This window comes from Streptococcus mitis (assembly GCF_002096815.1).
Classification (GTDB): Bacteria; Bacillota; Bacilli; order Lactobacillales; family Streptococcaceae; genus Streptococcus; species Streptococcus mitis_AD.
Genome location: NZ_NCVJ01000019.1, coordinates 252,215 through 268,937, shown reverse-complemented (window position 1 = coordinate 268,937; position 16,723 = coordinate 252,215). Strand labels below are relative to the sequence as shown.

The 16,723-nt window shown below is 39.1% G+C and carries 7 protein-coding genes; 6 read left to right on the top strand and 1 reads right to left on the bottom strand.

Annotated features, from left to right (window positions below):
- Window positions 1–3,543, top strand: a 3,543-nt coding sequence (locus B7696_RS10325; protein WP_419991682.1) for a mucin-binding protein, incomplete at its 5' end; no start/stop codon positions are given.
- A 150-nt stretch (window positions 3,544–3,693) separates the two neighbouring features.
- The gene (locus B7696_RS05295) at window positions 3,694–7,560 is read left to right on the top strand and encodes a mucin-binding protein (RefSeq protein ID WP_084862569.1); all 3,867 of its coding nucleotides are present in this window, start codon (window positions 3,694–3,696) and stop codon (window positions 7,558–7,560) included.
- Window positions 7,561–7,682: 122 nt separating this feature from the next.
- Here the strand turns inward: B7696_RS05295 and B7696_RS05290 are convergent, their stop codons facing one another.
- The gene (locus B7696_RS05290) at window positions 7,683–8,231 is read right to left on the bottom strand and encodes an NADPH-dependent FMN reductase (protein ID WP_033689136.1); all 549 of its coding nucleotides are present in this window, start codon (window positions 8,229–8,231) and stop codon (window positions 7,683–7,685) included.
- Between the two features lie 254 nt (window positions 8,232–8,485).
- Between B7696_RS05290 and B7696_RS05285 the strand changes: the two genes are divergently transcribed.
- From B7696_RS05285 to B7696_RS05270, 4 genes are all read left to right on the top strand, one after another.
- On the top strand, window positions 8,486–8,974 hold the full coding sequence (locus B7696_RS05285; protein WP_192856286.1) for a cell wall elongation regulator TseB-like domain-containing protein: 489 nt from the start codon (window positions 8,486–8,488) through the stop codon (window positions 8,972–8,974).
- A complete protein-coding gene (locus tag B7696_RS05280) occupies window positions 8,971–10,149 on the top strand; it encodes a pyridoxal phosphate-dependent aminotransferase (protein ID WP_084862567.1) in 1,179 nt (392 codons plus the stop codon). Before B7696_RS05285 ends, B7696_RS05280 begins: the two co-directional genes overlap by 4 nt.
- Window positions 10,150–10,171: 22 nt before the next feature.
- Window positions 10,172–11,515 (top strand): asparagine--tRNA ligase, encoded by a 1,344-nt coding sequence (gene asnS / locus B7696_RS05275; RefSeq protein ID WP_000167160.1) that lies wholly within the window; start codon window positions 10,172–10,174, stop codon window positions 11,513–11,515.
- A 250-nt stretch (window positions 11,516–11,765) separates the two neighbouring features.
- The coding region (locus B7696_RS05270) for a mucin-binding protein (RefSeq protein WP_084862581.1) at window positions 11,766–16,723 on the top strand (4,958 nt) is incomplete at its 3' end.

The following is a 16,723-nucleotide window of genomic DNA, read 5'->3' as shown; positions in this document are numbered from 1 at the left end:
TTCAAGAAACAAGGCTACAAGCTTGTTAGCGATGAATTCACAGCAGGTGGTGCGAAGGTTTATGACTACGATACAGCACGTGACCAAGTCTACACTGTAACCCTTTCAGAACGTGTTGAACCAGTTAACCCAGATAACCCAACTCCACAACCAAACACCCCAGTCAATCCAGGACAACCAGATAGCCCACGTTGGCCAGGAACAGTTGAAAACTTGGATAACAAGGAAAGTGTTAGCCGTACTATCCATTACGTTTACGAAGATGGAAGCAAGGCTAAGGATGATGTGGTTGAAACACTGAACTTCAAACGTTGGAGCAATGTCAACTTGGTAACAGGTCATATCGACTTCCAAGACTGGACAACTAATGATGATACGTTTGATAAAGTGGTATCTCCAACTATCGCAGGTTACACAGCGGATAAATCAGAAATCCCAGCTGTAAGTGGAGTTCAAGCTAAAGACCAAGACCGTGTTGAAACAGTTACTTATCGTAAGGATGCTCAAAAAGCTGTTATCCGTTATGTAAGCACTAACGGTAACCGTGTTCTCACAACAGATGAAGTGACAGGTAAGTCAGGTGAAGCCATTGCCTACAGCACAACAAGTCAAATCACAGAATTCAAGAAACAAGGCTATAACCTTGTCAGCGATGAATTCACATCAGGTGGTGCGAAGGTTTATGACTACGATACAGCACGTGACCAAGTCTACACTGTAACCCTTTCAGAACGTGTTGAACCAGTTAACCCAGATAACCCAACTCCACAACCAAACACCCCAGTCAATCCAGGACAACCAGATAGCCCACGTTGGCCAGCTAGTGTCCATGATTTGGATAACAAGGAAAGTGTTAGCCGTACCATCCATTACGTTTACGAAGATGGAAGCAAGGCTAAGGATGATGTGGTTGAAACACTGAACTTTAAACGTTGGAGTCGTATTAACCTAGTGACTGGTCAAATTTTCTTCCAAGACTGGACAACTAATGATGATACGTTTGATAAAGTGGTATCGCCAACTATCGCAGGTTACACAGCGGATAAATCAGAAATCCCAGCTGTAAGTGGAGTTCAAGCTAAAGACCAAGACCGTGTTGAAACAGTCACTTATCGTAAGGATGCCCAAAAAGCTGTTATCCGTTATGTAAGCACTAACGGTAACCGTGTTCTCACAACAGATGAAGTGACAGGTAAGTCAGGTGAAGCCATTGCCTACAGCACAACAAGTCAAATCACAGAATTCAAGAAACAAGGCTATAACCTTGTCAGCGATGAATTCACATCAGGTGGTGCGAAGGTTTATGACTACGATACAGCACGTGACCAAGTCTACACTGTAACCCTTTCAGAACGTATCGAACGTGTAACACCGAAAGATCCTAAACCGCAACCCAACACCCCAGTCAATCCGGGACAACCAAATACACCAAATTGGCCAGGCACTGTTGAGAGAATGGAGAAATTGACTCAAACAATAAGTCGCCGTATTAACTTCCGTTACCTTAAAAATGGAAAAGCTGCATATGGAACAATTGATCAACATATCAGCTATGAAAGAAATGCTCTTGTGAATTTGGTATCTGGTGATATCCATTATGAACAATGGAAGATTACTGGAATTAAGAACCAAGATGTTGTAGCTCCAGTAGCATCTCAACCATCAGTTACGAATAATGGTGAATCAAGAGTTGCTAGATCATCTAGAAGCAGACGAGCTTTGTCAGAAGTAGCTCCAGTTTCAGAGAATCTTTTAGCTACACAAGTTAATAATTCTCAAGTGTCTCCAGTAGGCTTAACTGTGACTGAAAATGGTGAGCGTTCTGTACGCCGTTCATCTAGAGGTAAGCGCGCTGCTGCAGCAAAACCAGATAGTTCAACTAATTCAGAAGCAAATTCATCCGTGAATGCAGTGTTCAAAGCTGTACGAACTCCTGTTACACCAAAATTTTATGCTACTGTAAATAAAGTAGGGACGATGGAGGTTAATCCAAATTCTCCTCAAGATACAGAAGTTAATGTTGACTTGAAAGAAATGGGACGTATTGTAGCAGTCAATAATAAAGGACAATATATCAATAAACAAGGAGAGGTTGTACAAAACATTGAAGACGCTCTCTATAAGTACTATGATAATGATCCAAACGATGCAACAAAAGCAGCAGAAACAAAAATTCCTGAAGCTCCAAAATTCCATGTATTAAATAACGAGCAACCAACTGTTTGGGGATATAATATTGTTGACAAGACAATCGAACCAAATGACGAATCTGATCCTGATCGCATCGGAAAAGATACCTTTGTAACATATAACGAAATTATTGATTCATTAACTAAGGAAACTGAGCAAACTGTAAGCTTTACTGGTGCAGGTTCTGCAACTCCTAAAGATAATGTGCAAAATGATTTTGTCTTCAAGGGATCATATAATGAAGCGACTAAAGAAACAACTTGGGAAAATAAGGACCATACCTATGGAACAGTTAAAGTACCTGTTGTGACAGGGTATTTCGCTGATAAAGCAGAAGCTGGTGCTAAGACAGTTACGCCAGATTTACCAAAAGCAACAGATACAGTTACCTATAAAGCTTTGGGTAAAATCATTCCAGTAGATGCTTCTGGAAATGTAATTGCAAATGCTCCTCAACCCCAATACCTGAATGATGCAAATGATCCTCGTAAAGCTGGAGAAACAGCAGTACCTGAAATTGTAGGCTACAAACCAGAGCGTACAAGTGTTACACCTGAAAACCCAGGTGAAGATACAAAGGTAACTTACGTCAAGACAGAACAAGTTGCAGTTGTTCGTTACATAGATGTTGATAACAAGGATGAAGTCGTTCATACAGACAATATTACTGGTAAATCAGGAGAAAAGATCGCCTATACGACAGAAACTGTTTTGAAATCGTTGCTTGAAAAAGGGTACTTATTACATGAAGATGGTTTCCCTGCAGATGCAACTTTTGATACAGATGAAACAAAAGTTCAAGAATATACGGTTCTATTGAAACATAAGATCACTGTTAAAAAAGATGCTCCAAAAGTTGTGGAAAGAACGATTCATTATGTATTTGAAGATGGTACAAAAGCAAGTGAAGATCATCATGAACAAGTAAGCTTTTCACGTATGCTGAGTATTGATAATGTAACAGGTAAGACTACAAGTACATCTTGGGCTTCTGAAGATGGAGTGACAGGTTTTGACGAAGTGGTATCTCCAACCATCGCAGGATACACTCCTGATCTTGCTAAAGTGGCTGCGGTTCAAGGAATTACAGGAGAAACTGAAAATCAAGTTATAACTGTAACATATAGAAATGTTCAACCAATTCCACAAGTTACGCCAACTCCAATTCCGACTCCGACCCCAACTCCACAAGTTACGCCAACTCCAATTCCAACCTCTACCCCAGCTCCAAAAGAGGAGGAAAAAGAACTTCCAAAAACTGCGGGTCACTCTTCTGGTATGGCTCAAGTTCTAGGAGTACTTGGCCTATTTGCTGGATTCAGTTTAGTTGGAAAATCAAAACGAGATGAATAAAATCAAAACAAAACTCTAGACAACAAAATATTGGAAGTGTAGTGTTTTAGGGAGTGAGAATGTATGTCAATACAGCATCAATTCCACTCCCTTTTTTATCATAAAAAGTTAGAGAGAAAATATATGTATTCAAGAGTAAAACGGAATCAAATGAATAAGGTAAACAAGTATTCCATTAGAAAATCAAGTTTTGGTGCAGTATCTGTTGCTGTAGCTGCCTTGATGGTTTTTGGTACTTATTCAAATGTGAGTGCAGACGAACAAAAAGTAGATTCACATCGAACTGAAAAAGAAGAACAAAAAGTCTCTAAAAAATCAGATGTGACCAAGCAAAAACATTCAGAGGAAAAAATAGCAGAATTGCCTTTCGCTCTTCAAGCTCCAGTTTTGGAAAAAGAAGAATTAGATGTCAATGCCCTTCTAAATAAGGAAGCAGAATCTAAAGTAGCAGCTGAGACAAAAAATTCTGACTCAAAAGAATTCACTTCTAAAGAAATTAAGCCTAGTGAAGAAAAAACTACTTCACCTGCTTCAAGTGAAAAGGTAAAAGAAGAAAAATCAGTCGAAAAAACTACTCTTGATCAGGTTGTATCAGAAGCAGAAGTTTTAAATCAAGTCGCTTTACGTTATTCTCAGGAAGCAGAACGTAAAGCTGAAGAAAAAGCCCTGGTTCAAGAAGCTGTTAAGGCAGCTACCATTCAGATTTCACAATCAAAAGCCTTGTTGAAAGATTCATCTGTTAGTGCAGAAAATCTTAAGACTCAATTAAATCAACTGTATTCAGCTATCGAAACAGTGTATACTGAGTTACAACGTGCAGGATATGGCAAGAAAATTAGCGCTAGTCTATCGCCGACTCAAACACAAGATGTAGCTATCGATAATGGAAATATTATTGCCAGTGGTACAATTGATATGGCAGACCGTGTAACTTCAACAGGTATTGCTGATTATCGCTTCCAATTAAAATTTAAAAATGGTGCCTATCATAAGGGGGATATCTTTACAATTGGTTTGAAGGAATTGCCACAAGATAATAATCTTCCTCAAAAATTGGTTGCTGAAGGTAAAGTTTTTGCAGAACGAGTGAGTCTGGTTCAGAAAAATGATAATGCCAAAGCTGGAAGCCTTTCATATTGGGCTTCACGTGGAGATCGTGACGTTGCTCTGGACACAAAAGAATCATGGGATTTAGTTGACAAAGGAAGTCATATTGAAGCAACTTACAGATTCACTGATGAAATTGAACGCCTAGATGATGTTACTTTTGAACTTCAATACAGAGGTGGAATTCGTTATCCTCGAGTGAACGTGGATAAGTCTGTAACTGGTGTGATTTCAGTTAATGGTCAAAATGTAGTCACTAAGAATTACACTGTGATTAAAACAGATATAGGAGCACCTAAAGTTTATGATACACCAGCTACAGCTAACTTCACAGGTGATGTTATGTTGGATGATGATGGCAGTATCAAAACATATAACAGCACTCTTCGTATCGGAACATGGAAGTCAAACTTTAGTGCAGGAACCCGTTTCACTGTTCGTATCAATGATACAGAATTCAATAAGTTTGCTGCAGTAGGTGAATTTATTGAACGTGGTGCCCACAATGTTGAAATGATAAATACTAGCCCTGATACATCAAGAACAAGGGTAAATCGCCATAATGTTATTTTGGAAGCACCTCGTGAAGAACCAGGTCAACATGCAAAATTTAAGATTCTAAAGGCTGCTGATAATGAATTAACCTTTGAACTCGTTTCTGGAAAGATGTTAGCCGGAAGAACCTATGTATTACGTACAAAAGACTTTGGGGTTGACCGTGTTCCGACAAGTCACACAGTTAATTATCTGAATGAAGCTAGAAATGGTTTTAAATCAAATGTTCCAGGGACATTGACAGTTGTTGATGCCAAGGGTAAAAATCTTACAGATCAATACGAACAAGCTGCTGATTCTGACTGGAAAATTGCCAACCCAGATATGGTTAAAACAGATGGACGCCTTGTCTATGGAGATGTAGCGGTTCGCTTTGTTGATACTCAAGGAAAAATGCTCCTTCCTGCCATTGCAGCGGTGGAAAATGGAGGTATCCTTCAAGACAAATTTACTACTGTAAGACCATCTACCAAAATTGATACTAGCTATGTAGCTACTTTGGAGAGAAATACAACTGAGACAGAAGTTCAAGACAACAAAGGAACTCAAACAACATCTATCACAGCACCTTATTTATTACATTCACCAAATGGTAAATATTATGTCTTCAAAGAGTACGCACAGAATGATCGTTTTTATAGTAATACGAAGACATCTGGTACGATTACACGATCTCAAGCCAACGTGGTAGCTGTGTACGAAGAAGCTAAATTTGGTAAAGTTGATATTCAATATCGTGATAAAACAAGTCAAGCTATTTTAGAAACATTCAATACACCACATGATAAGAGTACAAAACTCATTAACTTGTTGGGGAATAATTATGATGTGACTGCTAAAGTTCCTGAGCGTTTCGAAAAAGATGGTGTGGTATATGTCTTGTCACAAACACCTGCTAATAGTAAGGGACATTTGACACAGGCTGATATCCATGTTGTTTATGATTATGTTGCTCAACAAAAGGCGCATGTTAAATACCTTAATCAAACAGAAACAAGTCCTAAAGTTTTAGGAAATGTGGACAGTGTTGTTGGTCTTCCAGGTGAAACAATTGCTTATAATTCAAAAAATCGTATTAATCAATACCTAAAACAAGGATATGAATTAGTACATGATGGTTTTGCAAATGCTAATGATAAACGCTTTGACAGTGAAAAACAAACTGATCAAGTATTCTCAGTTCAATTAATCGAAAAAGTTGTTACTGTCACAGCAGATGATTCTAAACCAATTGCTGGAAATCCATTGGTGGCAGGAGATGCATTGACACCTGTTTGGCCTAAATCGGTTGAAAACTTAGATACACTGAGAAAAATGACCAAGCAGACGATTCACTACAAATATCAAAAAGATGGTAAACAAGCTTTCAAAGATGTAGTTCGATCTGTAGTTTTTGAAAGAGTGGCGAGAGTTAACCTCGTTACTGGTGTAATTATTTATGATAATTGGAAAATCACAAGAATTGATGATAAACCAGTAGCGTCAGTAGATACGACTGTTCATAAACCAAATGTCACTCCACAAGGAGTAACAACTATTGTAGCAACTCCTTCTAGTCTAGGTAATGGAATTTCTATCAAACCAGTTTTGACTGTTCCGAATCCAGTTGTTGCATCATCACCAATTGTTGCAAAACCCGTTGTACCGGTCAAACCAGTAACACCGGTTAAACCAGCAGTGTCAACTCCGGTTAAGCCAGCGCCTGTAGTTCAACCAAAACCAGTAACACCGGTCAAACCAGCAGTGTCAACTCCGGTTAAGCCAGCGCCTGTAGTTCAACCAAAACCAGTGATACCGGTCAAACCAGCAGCACCAGCACCGGTAACACCGGTTAAACCGGCAGTATCTACTCCAGCTACACCAACACCTGTAGTTCAACCAAAACCGGTAGCGACTACTGATTCAAAACCTAGCTTAACTCCAGCTGAAGCCTTGGCTTCAATTAAACCAACAGATTTTTCTTCACAAACATCTGTTAATAAGAAAACAGAGACAAAACCTGTTCCTGGTGGAGCGGCTACGACTACAACTACAACGACAACCACTGTTACCTCAAATGCAGCAACAGCGGGTCCAACAACACCAATTGTCACTATCACAACAAATGAAACCGAAACTCATTCAGAGGTGACAAGTGTCATTCATACTGGCACTACTAGCCATACTCATGTGGTCGGAGTGGTTACAAAACCAAACGTAATTGTTACTCATCCAAAACCAAGTGTTCAGCCTAAACCGCATTTAACGAGACCTCATCATGGAACAGTACACCATGTTCCTTCGCGTCCAGGTAAACAAGTTAAACCGATTAGAACTGGACCAGGAACTCGTGGTCATGCTAGAAGACATCGTTAAATTAAAAAAATGTCAATACTGATTTAACTAATAGGATAGTGTTAGATAGCACAAAAAAATGAGCAACTTTTAATTTAAAGTTGCTCATTTTGATATTAAAGACTTTTTAAACTATCTATTTTTTACTGAATTGCTGCGACCAAGTCTTGAGCTTGTTTCTCAAGTGAGTTTAGGACTGATTCTTCGAGAACCAATTTTCCATCTGCCCAAGCAGAGTCATTGACACGTGCAGCAGTGAAATCACCAACGACTTGTGTACGGATAAATGGCAAGAGGTCTTTGTAGATTGCGAAAAGTTGATCGTGACCTGCATTGGCTACAGATGATACGGTGACAAACTTGTCTTGAAGGGCAGAAGCGCCGCGTGTATCAGACAAGTCAAGGGCACGAGATAGCCAGTCGAGCAAGTTCTTCACTGTTCCAGGTATAGAGAAGTTGTAGACTGGAGAGAAGATCCAGATAGCATCCGCAGCGAGAACCGCTTCACGAGCAGCAGCTACAGCTGGATGAGTTGGTACTTCAAGATCTTGGCTAAAGAGGGGAAGGGCTGAATAATCGAGGTAACTAACTTCTGCTTTACCAGCAAGTGCTTTCTCAGCTTCGAGGGCCATTTGGTGGTTGAAAGAACCTTGGCGTAGTGATCCGACGATAAATAATACTTTTTTAGACATGATATGTCTCCTTTTTCTTAAATTTCCGAGAACTCTCTCGTTGTTATGGAATATATTACAACAATCCAAAACAACTTGCAAGAAATCTGCTCAGACTTTATTTGAAAATTATAAAATTACTGAAACTCTAGTCACTTGCGACTGGAAAAGTAAGAACTGTTTTTTGGATTCTGGTTTGCTTTGAAGGAAGAAATAAAGTGCGATTGTTCTTGCATTCACTTGTAATAAAGCCCAATAGATGGTAAAATAGACGAGTGAAAAAAAGACAAAATAAAGCAAAAAATAATCTACTGTGGCAGTATGGTCTAGGGATGACGATTTTGTTTGTGGTTATCAGTGCTTCCTTTCTGTATCTGGTTTCTCTCGGCATGAAACCCTATCAAACAGCTAAAAGTGAAGGAGAAAAATTAGCTCAGCAGTATGCAGGATTAGAGCAGGTTGATCAGGTTGATTTATACAATGGCTTGGAATCTTACTACAGCGTTCTTGGACGTAATAAACAGCAAGAAACGCTTGCTGTCCTGATTGGGAAAGATGACCATAAGATTTACGTTTATCAGCTAAATCAGGGTATTTCACAAGAAAAAGCAGAAGCTCTTTCTAAGGAAAAAGGAGCTGGCGAGATTGACAAGATTACCTTTGGCCGTTATCAAGACAAGCCAATCTGGGAAGTCAAGTCAGGCTCTGATTTTTATCTAGTAGATTTTGAAACAGGAGCATTGGTCAATAAGGAGGGCCTATGAAACTATCCAACCGTGTTTTAGAAATGGAAGAAAGTGTCACTTTAGCTAGTGATGCGAGAGCAAAAAAATTAAAAGCTCAAGGTAAGGATGTCCTTTTCTTGACCTTGGGACAACCAGATTTTCACACTCCTGAAAATATTCAGGATGCAGCAGTTAAAGCTATTCGAGAAGGACAGGCTTCCTTCTATACAGTAGCTTCAGGTCTACCAGAATTAAAAGCTGCGGTGAATACCTACTTCGAGCGCTACTATGGCTATTCTGTCGCAAGTAACGAGGTTACCTTTGCTACAGGTGCCAAGTTCTCCCTCTATACTTTCTTTATGGCTGTAATTAATCCTTTAGATGAGGTTATTATTCCAACTCCATACTGGGTTAGTTATGGAGATCAGGTCAAGATGGCAGAAGGGATTCCAGTTTTTGTTCAAGCTAAAGAAGACAATGATTTTAAAGTTACGGTGGATCAACTAGAACTAGTTAGGACAGATAAGACAAAGGTTTTGGTTCTCAATTCACCATCTAATCCGACTGGTATGATCTATACTCGTGAAGAATTACTAGCTATCGGAAATTGGGCAGTTGAGCATGACATTCTGATTTTAGCAGATGATATATACGGTCGCCTTGTTTATAATGGAAATGAATTTGTTCCAATCTCAAGTCTATCAGAAGCAATTCGCAAGCAAACCATTGTTATCAACGGTGTATCTAAGGCTTATGCCATGACGGGTTGGCGAGTTGGTTATGCGGTAGGTGATCCTGAAATCATTGCAGCTATGAGCAAATTGACAGGTCAAACAACTTCTAACCTAACTGCTGTTTCACAATATGCAACCATGGAAGCCCTAACTGGACCGCAAGATTCTGTGGAAGTTATGCGTCAAGCATTTGAAGAACGTCTCAATACTATCTATCCACTCTTGTGTGAAGTCCCTGGTTTTGAAGTTGTCAAACCACAAGGAGCTTTCTATCTCTTTCCAAATGTCAAAAAAGCTATGGAGATGAAAGGTTATACGGATGTGACTGACTTTACAACAGCTATTCTTGAGGAAGTTGGTTTGGCACTCATAACAGGAGCAGGCTTTGGAGCACCAGAAAATGTGCGTCTCAGCTATGCGACAGACCTAGACACGCTTAAAGAAGCAGTTAAACGCTTGAAAGAATTTATGGAAAAATAAAAGAAAAAGAAAAGGAAAAATAATGACAAAACGTGTAACGATTATTGATGTAAAAGACTATGTTGGTCAAGAAGTGACGATTGGTGCTTGGGTTGCCAACAAATCAGGAAAAGGAAAAATCGCCTTCTTGCAATTGCGCGATGGAACAGCCTTCTTCCAAGGTGTGGCCTTTAAACCAAACTTTGTAGAAAAATTTGGTGAAGAAGTGGGGCTTGAGAAGTTTGATGTCATCAAACGCTTGAGCCAAGAAACGTCTGTTTATGTGACAGGTATTGTCAAAGAAGACGAACGTTCTAAGTTTGGCTATGAGTTGGACATTACAGACATCGAAGTGATCGGTGAATCTCAAGACTACCCAATCACACCAAAAGAACACGGAACAGACTTCTTGATGGACAACCGTCACTTGTGGCTCCGTTCTCGTAAGCAAGTAGCGGTGATGCAAATTCGTAACGCTATTATCTATGCAACTTATGAGTTCTTCGACAAGAACGGCTTCATGAAGTTTGATAGCCCAATCCTTTCAGGAAATGCGGCTGAAGATTCAACTGAACTCTTTGAAACAGACTACTTCGGAACGCCAGCTTACTTGAGCCAATCAGGTCAGCTTTACCTAGAGGCAGGTGCTATGGCCCTTGGTCGTGTCTTTGACTTTGGTCCAGTATTCCGTGCTGAAAAATCAAAAACACGCCGTCACTTGACTGAGTTCTGGATGATGGATGCTGAGTACTCATACTTGACACATGATGAGTCGCTTGACTTGCAAGAAGCTTATGTAAAAGCTCTTTTACAAGGTGTTCTTGATCGTGCGCCTCAAGCCTTGGAAACATTGGAACGTGATACAGAACTCTTGAAACGCTACATTGCAGAGCCATTCAAACGCATCACTTATGATCAAGCCATTGACCTCTTGCAAGAACATGAAAATGATGAAGATGCTGACTACGAGCATCTTGAGCATGGCGATGACTTTGGTTCACCGCATGAAACTTGGATCTCAAACCACTTTGGTGTGCCAACATTTGTCATGAACTATCCAGCAGCTATCAAGGCCTTCTACATGAAACCAGTTCCTGGAAATCCAGAGCGCGTGCTTTGTGCAGACTTGCTTGCTCCAGAAGGCTATGGAGAAATCATCGGTGGGTCTATGCGTGAGGAAGACTACGATGCCCTTGTAGCTAAAATGGATGAACTTGGTATGGATCGTACAGAGTATGAATTCTACCTTGACCTTCGTAAATACGGTACAGTTCCTCACGGAGGATTTGGTATCGGTATCGAACGTATGGTAACCTTCGCAGCAGGAACAAAACATATCCGTGAAGCCATTCCATTCCCACGTATGTTGCACCGTATCAAACCGTAAATAAAAAAGTTATTATAATAAAAAGAAGGGTAATTCCTTCTTTTTGTATTTTGGGTACAAAAATATTATACAAAAAGCGAGAATATATAGATCTTTTTGGTTGACTAGTGTTAAAAATATATGATAAAATTGAATGATGAGTATTGTGTTGTAGTTTCGTTAAAGAAGCCTTTCTTTAGCAGGATAGGCAGGGGATATGAAGGACTTCAACCGTATTCTAAATCAACATATATATAAATAAGGAGAAAACATGTATTCAAGAATGGAAAAATACCATGGTAGAAGAGCCCAGCGCTTTTCTATTCGTAAGTATAGTTTTGGTGCCGCTAGTGTTCTATTGGGAACTGCTCTTCTTTTAGGAGCAAATGCTGTTAAAGCTGATGAGACAAGTACTGCTTCTACAAAAACTCCAGAAGTTACAAATTCTGATAAACAGAAACCTGATTCAGCCATAACAACACCAGTTGTTGAGGAACTTCCAGAATTAAAGATTGATGCTGTAAAAGCAGATGAAAAACCTGAAGTAAAAGAAGAAGTTAAAACTGAAGCTAAACCTGTAGCAGAAAAAGAAGTTACCGATAAAGCTGCAACAGAAAAATCTGATAAAGAGCAAGCTGATAAAAAAGAAGCAGACAAAGAAAAAACTAACAAAGAAACATCTGAAAAAGCTGCAACAGAAAAAGCACAAGATGAAGTGAAGACAGTTCTTACTCAATTGACTTCAGAAGCTGATGTTATGGGCACAGTAGCCTCAAACTTCTCAGATAAAGAAGTGAAAGATGATGCATCTAAACAAAAATTATCAGCTGCAATTGCTACAGTGAAGCTTGAAGCAGTAGCGTCTAAAGGTTTACTTTCATCTGATGCTTCTAAAGACCAGATGGTAGCTCAAGTGAACCGTCTTTCTGCCGCAATTGAAGCAGTTTATGCTGAAATGAAACGTGCGGGTCATGCAGGTAAAGTTGAAGCTGTATTAGATGGTGCAGCAACTCAAGACCAAAAAATCGTAGGTAAAGATGTTGTTAAAGATGGAGAAAAAGTTAAATCTATAACAAATGGTTATATTACGATGAATGCTGATAATACAGCTCCTAAAGCATGGGGATTTGATTCAACAATTGATACTACAGATTTACAAGCAGGTTCAATTACAAAAATCGAAGTTACAAACTTAGCTGAGTTTGGTGCTGCCTTCCCTGCAGGAAAAGAAATTACTGCAGCAGATGGTACTGTAATCGGTAAAGTTAAATCTATCGACTATAGAACATCAACAGGAAACAACAATAACAAATCTGTACCATATTGGGCGCAACGTACACAACGTGGAATGACTTATGATCAGCGTGTTGCTGAACAACCAGCTGTTGCTAATGAAACGGGTACATATACTTACAACATTGAGTGGAACGCGAAAGTGAAAGATTATCCTGTTGTTTCATTTGGTGCTGAAAACTTATCAGGTGGTGGATACTTAGCTCCGCAAATCTCAAAAGATACAGATTATAAAGCTACTATTAAGATCGATGGCAGAACAGTTGTTGAACATACCTATACACGTAAAGGTCAGCAAGCAAGTTTCTCAAAACAAGGAACATCAGCTTCATTAAGATCAAATAATGGTTTAGGATATGTTTCTAATGAACTGAAAAGTAAGAGTGATACTCTAGAGATTAATACAGATTCAGACATCCGTTATGGAGTAGGGTCTAAATTTACTATTAAACTACCTAATTCTGAATTTACAGAATTCAAAGAACTTCAAGGAAGTACTAACTTTGTAAATGGTCTAAATACAGCTTCAACTCTTAACCCTAATAAAGGAGACAGTATTACCTACCGTCTTGCTAACCGTTGGGCAAACGTTAAAGCTAATGAAAATAATGTTTGGATTCTTCAAGATGGTCGTGAAGGTGGATTTACATTAACTCCAAAACTAATCTCTCCAACAGAATTAGAAGTAACTGTAACAGAAGGATACATCCAAGAAGGTTCTAATATCTCGTTATCTCTTCAATCTTTAGGTGTAGAGAAAGTTATTAAAGATAAAACTTTAACAAGTGAATTCTCTAATGTTACTTATAATGAATTTGGACTTATTACAGGTGGAACAGCAGGGAATGATAAAACAGCAGCTACGTTAACGGTCTCTGGTGGAACATCTATTAGTGGTGAAAAAGAAGATGTAACTACAACAGTTGCAAATGGTTGGGAAATCAATGCATCTGGAACACCTCTAGGAGAACCACCAACAGGAGCAGTAGTAATTGGACTTAAAGATCTTGAGACTGGTAAAATTATAGGGCATGCTACTACTAAATATGATGGTAATCGTCCGTTAAATGAAGATGGTACAAAGGATAATACTAATGTCCTAGGTAAAAAATACGATGTATCTGACTATATTCCTCCATTAATAAAAGAAGTGGATGAAGAAGAGTACATCCTTGCAGACATCCCTACAACAGGAATTGAAGGTACATTAAGTGTAACGAACACTAGAGCTCGTGATTTATATTCTACTGAAGAATTGAAAAAGAATGGACTTAATGCTTCAGCTTATGTTACGCCAGTAGATTACAATTATGTTAAGAAAACAAAAGTAGAAGAAGTAAATCGTACAATTAAGTATGTTTATGCCGATGATGCACCAGGTCTTGCAGGACAACAAGTATTTGATCCAACGACTCAGACTGTAAGCTATAAAGGAACTGTTAAGACAAATGCTGAGGGTAAAGCAGTAATTGGTTCAAATGATAAACCAATCTACATTAACTGGAAAGGTATTGGAGATACAAATCTTCCAGAAGTAACAGTACCTCAAAAAGAAGGATACATTGCAAGTGTAGAAAAAGTTCCGGTACAGCCAACAACTGCAACAGATGAAGATTACGAATATGTAGTAACTTACTCACCAATCCAAAAAGCTAAAACAACATTTGTCTACCAAGACAAAGATGGTAATGTTAAGCAAGTGGAAGGTAACACGCCAATCTCTGAAACAGGTAAAGGTGGAGACAAACTTACAAAAGCAGATGAAATCGCTGCGAGAATCAAAGAAGCTCAGAACAAAGGATATGAAGTAGTTTCTAATACATATCCAACAGATGGAGTCTTTGATAAAGATGTTGACACTGACCAAGAGTTCACAGTAACACTTAAAGAACGTGTTGTACCAGTTACACCAGATCAACCAAAAACACCAGGAACTCCAGTAGATCCAAATAACCCAGACGGACCTAAATACCCAGCTGGCTTGGAAGAAAAAGATCTAAACAAAACAGTAACACGTACAATTACATACGTATACGAAGATGGCACTCCAGTATTAAACGAAGACGGCACTCCAAAAACAGTAACACAAGAAGCTAAATTCACACGTGAAGCGAAAGTTAATTTAGTTACAGGAGAAGTTACATATGGAGATTGGACTCCAGCACAAGATTTAGCTGAAGTTAAATCACCAGTAGTTAAAGGATTCTTAGCTGACAAAGCAAGTGTACCAGTAGTAAACGTAACAGGTGATTCTGAAGATATCAAGGAAGTAGTAACCTACAAATCACTTGGTTCATGGGTACCAAACATCCCAGGTCAACCAACAAACCCAATTAAGTATCCAAATGATCCAACAGATCCAACCAAACCAGGACAACCAACAGAAGTAGTACCATATGTACCAGGATACACTCCAAAAGATGGCAATGGTCAACCACTTAAACCAGTAGATCCAAACGATCCAACTAAAGGTTACGAAGTACCAAGTGTCCCAACTAACCCAGGTGAGGATACACCAATCAACTATGTGAAGGATACGCAAAAAGCTAAGACTACTTTCGTAGATGAAAAAGGAAATCCAATTCCAGGTGTTGACGCTATTACTGAAGAAGGTGACTCAGATACACCATTAACAAAAGAAGCTGATGTAAAAGCGAAAATTAAAGAACTTGAAAACAAAGGATATGAATTAGTATCTAATACATACCCAGAAGGTGGTAAGTTCGATAAAGATAAAGACACTGATCAGGAGTTCAAAGTAACACTTAAAGAACGTGTTGTACCAGTTACACCAGATCAACCAAAAACACCAGGGGCACCTGTTGATCCAAACAACCCAGACGGACCTAAATACCCAGCTGGTTTGGAAGAAAAAGATCTAAACAAAACTGTCACACGTACAATTACTTATGTTTACGAAGATGGAACTCCAGTATTGAACGAAGATGGAACTCCAAAAACAGTAACACAAGAAGCTAAATTCACACGTGAAGCCAAAGTTAACTTGGTTACAGGTGAGGTTACATACGGAGATTGGACACCAGCTCAAGACTTGGCTGAAGTGAAGTCACCAGTAGTAAAAGGATACTTAGCTGATAAAGCAACAGTACCAACTACAAAAGTAACTGCAGACTCAGAAAACACTACAGAAGTGGTAACATACAAACCACTAGGATCATGGATTCCAAACATCCCAGGACAACCAACAAATCCAATCAAGTATCCAAATGATCCAACAGATCCAACCAAACCAGGACAACCAACAGAAGTAGTACCATATGTACCAGGATATACTCCAAAAGATGGAAATGGTCAACCACTTAAACCGGTAGATCCAAACGATCCAACTAAAGGATATGAAGTACCAAATGTCCCAACAGATCCAGGAAAAGATACAGTAATTAACTATGAAGCAAATGACGCTAACCTAGTAGTTAAATATGTAGATGAAAATGGAAAAGAACTTAAACCTACAGAAACAACAAAAGGAAAAGTAGGAGATGAGTACACTACAGAAGGAAAAGTGATTGACGGATACGTATTAGTACGAGTAGAAGGTGAAGCGAAAGGTAAGATTGGTAAAGACGGTTCAACAGTAACTTATGTTTACAAGCCACTTGGTTCATGGGTACCAAACATCCCAGGACAACCAACAGACCCAATCAAATATCCAAACGATCCAACAGATCCAACCAAACCAGGCAAGGATAAACCAGTTCTTCCGTACGTGCCAGGATACACACCTAAGGATAAAGACGGTAATCCGTTGAAACCAGTAGATCCAAACGATCCAACCAAAGGATATGAAGTACCAAGTATTCCAACAGATCCAAGTCAAGATACACCAATCAACTACGTAGCAAACAAAGCTAACCTAGTAGTTAAATATGTAGATGAAAAAGGCAAAGACCTTCTTCCTGCAGAGACTACAGAAGG

Coding starts and splice junctions, on each gene's coding strand:
- B7696_RS05295 (WP_084862569.1), top strand. CDS start 3,694: ATGAATAAGGTAAACAAGTATTCCATTAGAAAATCAAGTTTTGGTGCA.
- B7696_RS05290 (WP_033689136.1), bottom strand. CDS start 8,231: ATGTCTAAAAAAGTATTATTTATCGTCGGATCACTACGCCAAGGTTCT.
- B7696_RS05280 (WP_084862567.1), top strand. CDS start 8,971: ATGAAACTATCCAACCGTGTTTTAGAAATGGAAGAAAGTGTCACTTTA.
- asnS (WP_000167160.1), top strand. CDS start 10,172: ATGACAAAACGTGTAACGATTATTGATGTAAAAGACTATGTTGGTCAA.